General features: G+C 56.5%; 12 protein-coding genes. 2 read left to right on the top strand and 10 right to left on the bottom strand.

Going from position 1 to position 11,971, the window contains the following annotated elements; translation table 11 throughout:
- Positions 1-137: 137 nt before the first annotated feature.
- The gene (locus K3727_11560; GenBank protein UWQ89467.1) at positions 138-1,205 is read left to right on the top strand and encodes an acyltransferase; all 1,068 of its coding nucleotides are present in this window, start codon (positions 138-140) and stop codon (positions 1,203-1,205) included.
- Here K3727_11560 and K3727_11565 read toward each other — a convergent pair.
- Together K3727_11565 and ppk2 are read right to left on the bottom strand one after the other, a co-directional pair.
- Positions 1,192-1,806, bottom strand: coding sequence for a TetR/AcrR family transcriptional regulator (locus K3727_11565; GenBank protein UWQ89468.1), 615 nt, complete (start codon positions 1,804-1,806; stop codon positions 1,192-1,194). The two genes, K3727_11560 and K3727_11565, sit on opposite strands and share 14 nt — an antisense overlap.
- Positions 1,799-2,668: a polyphosphate kinase 2 gene (ppk2, locus tag K3727_11570; protein ID UWQ89469.1), complete on the bottom strand. Its 870-nt coding sequence runs from the start codon at positions 2,666-2,668 to the stop codon at positions 1,799-1,801. Before ppk2 ends, K3727_11565 begins: the two co-directional genes overlap by 8 nt.
- A 511-nt stretch (positions 2,669-3,179) precedes the next feature.
- On the opposite strand from ppk2, the gene K3727_11575 reads away from it, so the two are divergent.
- Positions 3,180-3,944, top strand: coding sequence for an SDR family oxidoreductase (locus K3727_11575; GenBank protein UWQ89470.1), 765 nt, complete (start codon positions 3,180-3,182; stop codon positions 3,942-3,944).
- Positions 3,945-3,959: 15 nt separating this feature from the next.
- Here K3727_11575 and K3727_11580 read toward each other — a convergent pair whose 3' ends face one another.
- The 8 genes from K3727_11580 to K3727_11615 all read right to left on the bottom strand — a co-directional run bounded on the left by K3727_11580 (position 3,960) and on the right by K3727_11615 (position 11,970).
- On the bottom strand, positions 3,960-4,823 hold the full coding sequence (locus tag K3727_11580; protein ID UWQ89471.1) for an acyl-CoA thioesterase II: 864 nt from the start codon (positions 4,821-4,823) through the stop codon (positions 3,960-3,962).
- 66 nt (positions 4,824-4,889) lie between these two features.
- Entirely contained in the window at positions 4,890-6,107 is a 1,218-nt protein-coding gene (locus K3727_11585; GenBank protein ID UWQ89472.1) for a beta-lactamase family protein, read from the bottom strand.
- 37 nt (positions 6,108-6,144) lie between these two features.
- Positions 6,145-6,903, bottom strand: a complete 759-nt coding sequence (locus K3727_11590) for an enoyl-CoA hydratase/isomerase family protein (protein UWQ89473.1) — start codon at positions 6,901-6,903, stop codon at positions 6,145-6,147.
- A gap of 120 nt (positions 6,904-7,023) precedes the next feature.
- Positions 7,024-7,827 (bottom strand): IclR family transcriptional regulator, encoded by an 804-nt coding sequence (locus K3727_11595; GenBank protein ID UWQ89474.1) that lies wholly within the window; start codon positions 7,825-7,827, stop codon positions 7,024-7,026.
- Between the two features lie 28 nt (positions 7,828-7,855).
- Positions 7,856-8,884: a phosphotransferase family protein gene (locus tag K3727_11600; protein UWQ89475.1), complete on the bottom strand. Its 1,029-nt coding sequence runs from the start codon at positions 8,882-8,884 to the stop codon at positions 7,856-7,858.
- Between the two features lie 73 nt (positions 8,885-8,957).
- Positions 8,958-9,968 (bottom strand): nitronate monooxygenase family protein, encoded by a 1,011-nt coding sequence (locus tag K3727_11605; GenBank protein UWQ89476.1) that lies wholly within the window; start codon positions 9,966-9,968, stop codon positions 8,958-8,960.
- Between the two features lie 53 nt (positions 9,969-10,021).
- The gene (locus tag K3727_11610) at positions 10,022-10,843 is read right to left on the bottom strand and encodes an SDR family oxidoreductase (GenBank protein UWQ89477.1); all 822 of its coding nucleotides are present in this window, start codon (positions 10,841-10,843) and stop codon (positions 10,022-10,024) included.
- 11 nt (positions 10,844-10,854) lie between these two features.
- The gene (locus tag K3727_11615) at positions 10,855-11,970 is read right to left on the bottom strand and encodes an acyl-CoA/acyl-ACP dehydrogenase (GenBank protein ID UWQ89478.1); all 1,116 of its coding nucleotides are present in this window, start codon (positions 11,968-11,970) and stop codon (positions 10,855-10,857) included.
- Position 11,971: the final 1 nt, after the last annotated feature.

Here is an 11,971-nt window from a genome sequence, read left to right on the forward strand (position 1 = left end):
GTGAGGGATGTCAAAGCGGACAATAGGGGCTGAGCGCGCGAAAGGAAACCGGACAGGCGGGCGGTTTTCCTGTCCTTTGGGGCATGGTATGAAACCCCGGAATACAGCGACCTAAGAATCCGGATGGGGCGACGACGGTGATTATCAGAACCTATGGCGACACGGATTTCATCACCGGATTGCGCGCCATTGCCGCCACAATGGTCGTGATCATGCACACGGGCGCTTTGGCGTCGCTGGGCGACTTTGGCGGCGTGGTCAATAGTGCGGGTAAATACGGGGTGGATGTTTTCTTTGTCATCTCCGGTTTTACAGTGGCCAAGACATTTACCGATGCGACCGGGTATCGTCCTTATCTGATCCGGCGGTTGTTTCGGATTGTGCCGTTATATTGGGTGATGATTTGCGCCGGGATGGTGTCGGCCCGGTCCGGCGTCGATGTGTCCAATTGGATGACGGATCTGGGAGCCTCACCGGATGTCTATAACTTGGTGATGCATCTCAGCTTGCTCAGCTATCTCGACTATCGTGTTGCCAATTCGGTGCTGGGCGTGGAATGGACCATTCCGGTTGAAATCTTCTGGTATGTGATGTTGCCGGTGTTTTTGGGCTTTGCCAAAACTCTGTCGCGGGTGTTCGGCGCGGTGTTGGTTCTGGCCGTCCTGACCGGTGTATTATCCTATCTCAGCAAAGAGTTTCTGGGCACCTCGATGGCGGTCAAATGGTCCCCGGTTGCCAGCGGGCATTGGTTCTTTGTCGGGGCATTTACCTATGTGCTGCGGAATCGATTGGGCGATCATGTCAGCTCGGGCATGACAACACTGGCCTGGGGTGCAATCGGGATGTTTGCGCTGGCCGTGTCATTCAAATTCACAGGCCGTGGCGAGATCATAGGGCTGGCCACGGCTGTTTTGCTCGTCACAGCCTCCACCACCAGAGTTCCGGCCCTGACCCGGGTATTGGCAGCCCCTGTGATGCTGTTTATCGGTTCGATCAGCTATAGCATCTATCTGGCACATCCGCTGGTCATCGCCCTGTTTCACAGCGCCGGGATCAATACAGGGTCCGAGTTCGTCGATTTTCTGGCCATCTATGCGGTCACTTTGCTACTTTCGACAATGACCTATGTGGTGATCGAACGCCCGACAAACCGGGCAGGGGCCTGGCTCGCGAACCGGGACGGGGGCCGGGTCAATCCGGTTTGATCAATCCCAATCCGCGCAGATAAATTCCGATCCCGGTTTCCAGAAGATCCTCGGGCGAAAACGGCGAAGCCGTTCCCGGTGAATTTCGGGCATAGAGTTCGACCACCCCATGGCTCATCGCCCAGATATGAGCGCTGAACATCGACGCTGGTGGGCGCTTGTCCGGTGGTATGTGCTGGCTCAGATCGGTGGCGGCGCGTTCCAGAATGCCGCGTGCCCGGGCCGAGGCATCAGCCAATTCAGGTGTCCGGTTGACTGAAATCCCGCTTTCGAACATGGCGATATAATGCCCTGGATATTTTCGGGCAAAGGCCAGATAGGCGCGACCTGTAGCCTCGAATGCTCCCAGCGCCGAGGGTTGATATTTGTCATAGGCGTGCTGCATCAGATCGGCAAACATGACAAACCCCTGGCGCGCGGCTTCGGCGATCAGATCCTCGCGCCCTTCAAAATGGCGATAGACGGCCGCCGGGGTTACGCCGGCCTGTTTGGCGGCCTCGGACAGGGTAAACCCGGTGGGGCCCTTGATTTCGATCAGCCGCAAGGCCGCGTCAATCAGGGCCTGTCGCAGGTTGCCGTGATGGTACCCCCGCTTAGGCATTCCACACATCCGGTCCGCCACAGATACCGGTGTCGACCTTGCCAATTGCGTCGGCATCCTTGCGGTCATACTCCAATGCGTTCAGCACGGTGCGGATCGCCGCCAGTCGGGCGCGTTTCTTGTCATCGGACCGCACGATGGTCCATTCCGCTTCGCGGCTGTGGGAGCGGGTTAATGTTTCGCTGATTGCGTCACTGTAGTCGTCCCACAAGGGCAGGCCCTTTACATCAATCCCGCTCAGTTTCCATTGCTTTAATGGGTCGCTTTCCCGTTTCAGGAACCGGCGCAACTGTTCGGCGCGCCCGACATTGAGCCAGAATTTGAACAGGTGAATACCATCATCCACCAGCGCTTTTTCAAAGCCGTTTACCTGGCGGAAAAACTGTTCGCGCTGTTCATCCGTGCAAAAGCCGAACACCTTTTCCACCACACCACGGTTGTACCAGGATCGGTCGAAGAAAACAATTTCGCCGCCAGAGGGCAATTGTTGGATATAGCGCTGAAAATACCACTGACTGCGCTCGGCCTCGGTCGGTTTGGACAGCGCCACCACACGGGCACCGCGTGGATTCAGGTTTTCGCGAAACCGTTTGATGGTTCCGCCTTTGCCGGCGGCATCACGCCCCTCGAACACAATGGCGACCCGGGCACCGGTCGATTTCACCCAGGCCAGCAATTTGACCAACTCGATCTGTAGCGCCTCGATCTCTTCGTCGTATGCCTTTGTTTTCATGTAAGAGTCATAAGGGTAACTGTCGGAAAGAATTTCCCGTTTCCCCGAGGATCGGATCATGTCCCGAATGCCATCGGGGGCACCAGTTTCAAAATAGGCGCTGATCGCACCGTCAAAGGGCAGGGTCATCGGTGGGCCTCCACAAGTCGACAGGTATCATTTTGATGTCGCGGGACAGAGATATCCTGAACATTTGATTTTTGTCCAGTTCGGCCCCAGTGTCCATGCGCCAAACGACCAATACAGGTTTAATTCCGGGCGTGATGGCCAACGCGGATGAACAGCTCGTCCGAACCAGACCGGCCAGAACTTTGCTCCTGTGAACATGAAAGCGTTGCGTGAGCCCCAAATGCCATTGGTGTTTGGGGCAGGTATGGGCAGCCAATATCGTCCATCAATCTTTTGCGGAAACCATCTATCAGGAGTGCTCCAACGCTATCAGGTAACGCATTGTTTTATAACAGGAAGGTACCAAATGAGTTTCGTGCTGTCGCGCATACCCATTTATCTCATAATTGGTATTATGTAATTTAATTTGATTTCCGTGCCGTCACTCCGTACAGACGCGGATTGGCAGGAAACCCGGATCACTTTAGATATTTCTTACTATCCCAAAGCAACCGAACAAGGACCGCGCGACGTGATCATTGAAAATAAGACTATAGTTGTCACAGGCGCCGCTAGCGGAATTGGTGCTGCCCTTGCACGTCGCTTTGCTGCATCAGGCGCGCGACATGTGGTGTGTGCGGATATTGATCACTCTGGTGCATCAAAGGTTGCTGCTGAATTCGGTGGTACAGCGAAGCATGTAGATGTTTCGGTTGAAACAGACATTGCCGCGCTCGTGGCTGACACAGAAAGCCAAATTGGCCCGATTGACCTGTTTTGTTCGAACGCCGGGATTTTGACTTTGGGTGGTGTCGAAGTGCCAGACACAGAATGGCAAAAGATTTGGAATATCAATGTGATGTCCCAAGTTTGGGCGGCACGCCACGTGGTGCCCAGAATGATCGAACGCGGCGGCGGGTATCTGTTGAACACGGCGTCGGCTGCTGGATTGTTAAACCAGATCGGCGCAGCACCATATGGCGTCACCAAACACGCGTCGGTCGGGCTCTCGGAATGGTTGGCTTTTACCTATGGTGACCAAGGCATTGGTGTTTCCGTGCTCTGCCCTCAGGCTGTGCGCAGCGAAATGACCAAAGGGTTCGAAACCAGCGTCGCTGCCATAGATGGAATGCTGGAACCTGATACGGTTGCCGAAGCCTGTGAACTGGCAATTGCCAACAAGGAATTCCTGGTGCTGCCACATAAATCAGTGCGCGGGTATATGCAGGCCAAGTCCGAAGACTATGACCGTTGGATCGGCGGTATGCGAAAACTGAACAGGATGTTTGGGAAATGACCTATTTCCAATACCTTATGAGATAGGTCTCATTAACCCTTCCTGCGCGACACTGGCAACCAATGTGCCGTCCTGTGTGTAGATGCTACCGCGGTTGAATCCCCGGGCACCGCCTGCGAATGGTGAATCCATCGAATAAAGATGCCAATTCTCCATCGCAATTGGCCCATGAAACCACATCGCATGGTCCAAACTGGCCGTCATCGTTTTGCGTTGGTACCAGTTCAATCCATGCGGTCGCAAGGCAGACCCCAAAAGACCAAAATCCGATGCATAGGCCAACAGAATATGCTGCATCTGCGGCGTTTGCCCCGATGCTGCCAGCATCCGCAACCAGACGTGATTTTCATCGCTGGTCGGTTCTGGCGATACAGGGTCCCGCGGGGAAATTTCCCTCATTTCAAAGGGTCTTGGACGCAGAACTTCGGCGTGAAAGATCTCCGGGATACGATCCAGATGCTGTTTGTGAAACGTCTGGCGCGACATCAGACCATCTGGTTCCTTGACATCGGGTTTCCGGTGCTGGTGTGTCCAGCCGTCCTCTTGCAGATGGAACGAGGATGACAGATTCAGGATCTGTTTGCCGTTCTGAATCGCAACCACGCGCCGTGTGGTAAAGCTGCCGCCGTCCCGCGCCCGATCCACGTCATAGATCACTGGGCTGGCGGGATTTCCGGGTCGGATGAAATAGGCGTGCAGGCTGTGACACAGGCGATCATCTGGCACAGTGCGGTAGGCCGCAGCCAACGCCTGGGCGATAACCTGCCCCCCGTAAATCCGGGTCGGTGTTTCACCGCCTGCCCCGGTACCGCGAAACAGATCCTTGTCCAAAGGTTCCAGATCTAGAAGATCCAAAAGCTCTTGCGCGCCATCATCCATCGACCGTCACCTTGTTTCAGATCCAAACATGCATCATGTATACCATCTAATGCATTGATACTTTTGTCAAATCAATGCCCCGTGAACCAAAGCTTTGAGCTCGGAGCGCGAAGGATAAGAGCTGGAGGGTGACAATTGGGTGAAAAAAACCACTGACATATGGGTCACAGGATCAATCCAAAAGAAGGTGGATGCCATTCCACCCCAGCTGAAATCTCCGACGGATCCAGGCGTCCGCATTCGGGCCGGGTCCAAGACGACGGCCCCACCCAGACCAAATCCGACGCCTTCCATCGGCTGTTCGGCAAAGCTTTTGGGGCCCAGTGACGCGATGTCACCCGTCAGATGATTGCGTGTCATGAAATCGACTATGCTGGGTGACAACAAGTGTCCCTCTGGGGTGGCACCTCCCAAACGCAGCATTTCCGCAAAGCGCATGTAATCGTCCAGACAGCTGATCAGACCGCCTCCGCCCGAATGCATGTCCGCCGTCGCAAAGGGGGACCCGTGATAATCATCTACCAATCGTAGTGTTTCGCCACCTGTTGCGGCTGAATTCAGCGCCATCGCATCCCCGGCCAAAGGAGTATAAAGAGAGGCAAACCGATCCCCTGCCCCTTTGGGCACCTGAAAACCGGTCTGAGTCATGCCCAGCGGAGCCAGAATTTCACGGTCGAAGAAATCTCCCAATGGTTGGCCCGAAACGACTTCGACCACACGTCCCAGAATATCCGTGGCCACCGAATATTCCCATTGGCACCCGGGTTTGAACGCCAATGGATAGGTCGCGACCTTGTCCGCCATGATCGCAAGCGATCCCTGATCAGGCTTGAACAATATGTCATCCTGTTCCATCGCAGCCGCCAGAACGCCCGGGTTGAACGGATAGCTCAGCCCGGATGTGTGGGTCAAAAGCTGATGCAGGGTTGGTGCGGGGCTGGGTTCGGTCTGGTCAATGCGCTCTGCACCAGGCACCAGCGCCTGCATATCCGTAAAGGCAGGAATGAATTCGGTCACGGGCGCGTCCAGATGAAACGCCCCCTGTTCAGCCAGCATCATGACCGCAACCGATGTTACAGGTTTGGTCATAGAATAGATCCGAACCAAAGTGTCCCGGTCAAACGGCAGGTCTTCTTCGATATTGCGCTGACCGGATGCGTGGAAATAGACATCCTGGCCATGCTGGCGGATCAGCACCGAGCTGCCGGCATATTTTCGTTCATCGACATAGCGTTGCATCCAGTTGGCAATGCGGTTCAACCGGGTGTGATCCAAGCTGCTCATGCGATCCTGCTTTCTTTTTTGGCTTTGATGCTGCAAGTCATCCGATCATCCGCTGCATTGCAGAGACGGTTTCATCCGTAAACCATCCGTCTTCAGGATCATTGCCTCCGGCCGCCATGGCAGCTTCGATACAGGCGATCGTGGCACCGCGCAGTTGGCGTTTGATCGAGGCATATGTTTTTGGTGGCAATTGACCCAAGGTTTGCGCATGTCCGAGAGCGCAAGACAGAACATCCCCGGTTTCGTCGGTGACGACATCGACCACTCCGGCCCGCTGAGCGTCCTGGGCACCGATTGGTTGACCGGTCAGCATCAGGCGGCGTTGGGTGTTGCTGTCCAGGGTCGCCCGCGCAATTTCCAACGGTCCCACCGGGAAATCTGCACCCACCCGGACTTCGGCCAATCCAAATGACGCCCGCGGCCCTGCGACCCTGAAATCGCTGGCCAGCACATAGAATAGACCTCCCGCAATGGCGGCCCCGCCCACGGCCGCAACAACCGGTTTGGGGCAGGCATATTGGGCCAGAAACCCGACGTTCAGCCCCTTTACGATGTCATTTTGCTGCGTCCGGTCAAACGACTGCGCTTCCTTCAGGTCCAGCCCGGCGGAAAATACCTTGAACGGGCTCGACAATACGATGGCACGTACCCCGTCATCATTGCCCAGAGCGACCATTTCATCGGCAAAATCCATCAGAAACTGGGGGCTCAGCGCGTTGACTGGAGCCCGCCCCAGCTCAAGCTCGACAACGCCATGTTCGTGTTGTTTGCGCGTTAGCCATGCTTGTTTGGTCATGTCCGGTGTCCTTGTTTCTAAATTCTTGGTCAACAATATGCGCACAGGTGCCCGACACGTCGAGCGTTTAGCGATACGTAGTACTACGCAGTTCCACAGGATACGATCGTCTCAAGGCGTTCAGGGTCGCAAGCTCAGCAACCCGGCCGCCTCCCTCAGCGCACCTGCATAATAGCCTTGCAACTCTTTGGGTTTGACGTGAAAGGACGGCCCGCCGACGTTCAATCCAAACACCCGTGAGCCGGTCAAAGAGTGCACCGGAACTGCGATGGCATTGACGTCATGGCGCCATTCGCCATAGCTGGAACAATATCCATGCGTATCGAATTCAGAACGGGCAGATTCATAAGCTTGTTGCCGTAACTGTTTGTTTTCAGGGTCAACCAGGTCAGCCGATTCAAATGCAGTCTGGCGCTGTTCATCGGTGGAGCCAACCAAGATCGCCCGCCCCATTGCCGAGAAGAACAGCGGCAGCCGGGATCCGACATGCATCGAAAGCGACACGTTTTCACGAGATCGATACACACCAAGATAAATCGCCTCGTCGCGAAAGGCTTCGCCTAGGGCTGCTGTGATATAGGAATTGGGCCCATTGCGCAGATCTCTGAGCACCGAACCAGCCCGGTCGCAGATATCGATACTGGCCAGCACGCCAAACCCAAGTTGCAGGACCCCTGCCCCCAACCGATACGACCCGGTCGCCGTCTCCAACACCAGATAGTCGAGCTGACACAGCGTGTGTGTGAGACGTGAAACCGTGGCTTTGGGCAGACCTGTCCGGTCGGCAAAATCGGTATTGCTCAGCAGAACTTCACCACGTCGGTAACAGCGCAGCACATCCAGCCCCCGCGCCAACGCCGTGACAAAGTTCCTGTCCTTGGCCCCCTGGGGGTCATCATCGGGGGGAAACTCAGATCCGCTCATCACATGTGTCCTTGGATCATCTAGAGGCTCAGCCCCGCAGGGCCTGCACCCCGTGTCGGGCAAACAAAGGCACAAATTGACCCAGTTGCATGGCGCGTTCGGGGTTGGACGCATTGCCGTCCAATGCCCGCTTCAGGACACCCTGGATAATCGCCGCCATTCTGAAAAAGCTGAACGACAGAAATACGTTGAAATACTGAATTTCGGACAATCCGCGCCGGCGGCAATAGGCTTCGATAAACGCCTGATCAGATGGAAGACCCAGCGCAGCACGGTCAACACCCGCGAGGCCCCGTCCCTCTTCGCCGGGTGGCAATTGCCATTGCATGATGACCGACGCGAGATCGGCATAAGGATGGCCAATGGTCGACAGTTCCCAATCCAGCACCGCCAGACATTTGGTCCCGGTTCGATCAAAGATCATATTGTCGATCCGATAATCCCCATGAACCAGCGTGCGCTGTCCATCATCGGGTGGCAATGCCTGTTCCAATGCGGCGATCAGATCATCCATCTCTGTGATTTTTGTGGTCTCAGAGGCCCGGTATTGTTTGGTCCACCGGCCCAGCTGACGTTCCAGATAGTTCCCGGGCGGCCCATAATCCCCAAGACCGACGGCGTCGACATCCACCATATGCAAGGCCGCCAGAACCGTGTTCATCTGGTCCACGACACCGCTGCGGGTTTGCGCATCGACCGTCGGCATGGTCGGATCCAGGAAATTGCGCCCGTCGATGTGCTCCATCACATAGAACGTCGATCCGATCACATCCGGGTCTTCGCACAGCAAATGCATGCGTGCCACAGGAACGTCGGTGTCGGCCAGCGCCCGTTGCACACGAAATTCGCGATCCACGGCATGGGCGGATTTCAACAATGTTCCCGGGGGTTTGCGACGCAATACCAATGTTTGATCCGGCGTGATCAGCTGAAAGGTGGGATTGGATTGCCCATTGGAAAACTTTCGGACCTGCAAGGGGCCCGAAAAACCCGGGAAATGTGTTTCGAGATACCGGCTGACTGCCGCCACATCGAGCATTTGTGCGTCTTCACTCATCACATCCATCCTTTTCTCAGCGCCGCCTCGTATTCAACTCACTTTCGGGTCCAGGTGCCCAAAAAATGTCGCATCAGATCGGGAACTCAGCCGCCAGCCTGTGACCCGCAGCACGGTATTCACGATCAATACGATCGACCAATTCTTCGACGGATGTCACCGCATTGACGTCGCCAATGCCCTGGCCCGACCCCCAAATCTCTTTCCAGGCCTTCGGTTTGGATGACCCCTGCGCGAAATTCATCGACGTGGGATCTGCCGATGGAAGGTTGTTGGGATCCATCCCCGCCTGTTCGATCGATGACTTTAGATAGTTACCCCAAACACCTGTAAAAAGAGAAGAATATACAATATCTTCGGCGCTGCTATCGACGATCATCTGTTTGTATTTCTCTTGAGCATTGGCCTCATGTGTTGCAATAAACGGTGACCCGGCATAACCAAAGTCCGCGCCCAATGCCCGCGCTGCCAACAAGGCCTCGCCGCTGGCAATGGCTCCCGACAGGGCCAGAGGGCCGTCAAACCAACTGCGAATTTCACGGATCAGGGCAAACGGCGACTGCGCCCCTGCATGTCCGCCAGCCCCAGCCGCAACGGCCACCAATCCATCGGCTCCCTTGGAAATTGCCTTTTGGGCAAAGGTATTGTTGATCACATCATGCAGAACCACACCACCACAGGAATGGGCGGCCTCGTTGACGTCAACCCGAGCACCCAGCGAGGTGATCCAGATGGGAACGTTCCACTTGGCACAAATCTCCAAGTCGCGCTCAAGTCGGCTGTTTGACCGATGTACGATCTGGTTGACTGCAAACGGCGCGGCGGGCCTGTCAGGATTGTCCTGATTGTGGCGATCCAGTGCCTCGGTAATTTGTTGCAGCCATGCGTCCAGCATCGGCGGCTCACCTTCACTCTCGCGTGCATTCAACGCCGGGAATGAACCTACGATCCCTGCCTTGCACTGCGCGATAACCAGATCAGGAACTGAAATGATGAACAGCGGCGACCCAATGAGCGGCAACCGCAGACCGCGCAGATTTTTAGGCAGGTGGTCTTCGGATCTGGTCCAATTTTGCAATGACATATCAAACTCTTGTTCGTGTTTTTTCATGTTGTTCAAGCGAGAGCACCCGAACGCTAATCGATAGCGCTGGCAAATATATTTTGCCCCGACATGACGTTTATTCCACCGGACACAGGAATAACCGCCCCTGTTACATAGGCCCCGCCCTGGCCAGCCAGGAACAGCACACAGCCGGCAATGTCTTCGGGCGCACCAACGCGACCCAACGGCACATCCTGTCCGACTTTGTCACGTTTGTCGGCGTCCCCCGTAGCAAAAGCGGTCATGCGTGACACGAACGGGCCCGGTGCCAGGGCATTGACGGTCACATGATGCCCTGCAAGTTCCTTGGCCAGGATTTTTGACATGTGAATGACCGCCGCCTTGGAGGCGGAATAGCTGTAAGCGCCATCCCCCATGGGGATTTCCCCCATGACCGATCCCACGTTGATCACACGCGCCGGATCCCGTTGCGTTGCAGATTGCATCAGCATGGGGAGCAATTTCTGGGTCAGGTCAAAGACACCAGCCATATTCACGGACATGACCTTCTCCCAAGCTTGATAGGGAAACTGACCCAGTGGCGCACCCCAGGTGACGCCGGAATTGTTCATGAGAATATCCAATCGGGCAACACGGCGTCCAACTTCGGTTACCAAGGCATCTATCCCGGCCTCAGACCCGATATCACCGGCAAATCCCTCGGCAGATCCCGGCGCATCCAGGGCGTTCAGATCGCTGGCAACAGCGGCGCAGGCATCGCCTTTGCGCGACGCAATCAAGACATGCGCCCCCGCCCGCACCATCGCTTCGGCGGCCATGCGCCCAATCCCCGAGGCCCCCCCGGTGATCAGGGCCGTCTTGCCTGTGAGAGAAAATAAGATTTCAGGTGTCATGTCCCGTCCCTTCAAAACCCGCGATGTCTGGCGACAATCGCCGCATGGTATCCGTAGTCTCCCAACCATTCGGCAGCGACCCGGGCCCGCTTCATAAAGAATCCCATGTCAAACGCGTCGGTCATTCCGATCCCGCCGTGCATCTGAACACCTTCCTGCACCGCCAGCTGCGCAGTGGCCGTTGCGCGGGCCTTGGCCAGGGACACTGCCAGTTCGGCCTGATCCGGTGTCGTGTCCAACAGACGTCCGGCATTCAGAACGGCCGCTGCGGTGATTTCGGTCTCACACCACAGATGCGCGGCCCGATGTTGCAACGTCTGAAAGGCACCGATCGGCACCCCGAATTGTTTTCTCTCTTTGAGATAGCCAACCGTCATGCCAAAAACGCCACTGGTCAGCCCCGACAATTCAGCGGCCAAAGCCGCCTGCCCGGCCTGAAAAGCCGGTGCCAGAACAGCCATGGCGTCGCCGACCTTGCCCAGCACATCGTCTCCGGTGGCGGCCACATCGGCCAAATCGATCCGGGCCACATCCCGACTGTCAATCGCTGGCGTCACATGGCGGGTGATGCCTGCGCGACCTGCGGGCAGGTCGAACACCGTCAACCCGTCATCTGTCCGGGCCAGCACCAGCAGTCGATCCGCCTGGGCTCCATCCACCACAAACCGTTTTGTGCCGCTCAGGCGAAAACCGTTGCCGTCCCGGCGGGCTTGCATTTCTGCCATTGTCGGTGCGAATTTCGACGTTTCATCCAGCGCAATCGCATAGCGCAATTGCCCTGAGGCAATCTGGTTCAGTCGATCACCAGACCGGCTGTCCACGCCCTGTCGCAGGGCTGTTGCTGCGATGACGGCGGTGCTCAGAAATGGGCTGGTCGCCAGCGTCCGGCCCATTTCACGGGCCAGAATTCCGGCGGCGGCATGGCCCATGTCCGAACCGCCCTGGGCCTCGGGAACCAGAACACCTGCCCACCCCATGGCCACCATTTCACCCCAGAGCGCGTCATCCCCGACCTGTCCTGCGTCCCGCAATCCGCGCAAATGCGCGATTGGTGCCGCCCGATCCAGAAATCCGCGCGCCGTGTCAGCCAGCAGAATTTCGTCGGTAGTTTCAACAAGTTTAACCATG

It is taken from the genome of Rhodobacteraceae bacterium M382 (genome assembly GCA_025141015.1).
GTDB classification, from domain to species: Bacteria; Pseudomonadota; Alphaproteobacteria; order Rhodobacterales; family Rhodobacteraceae; genus Aliisedimentitalea; species Aliisedimentitalea scapharcae.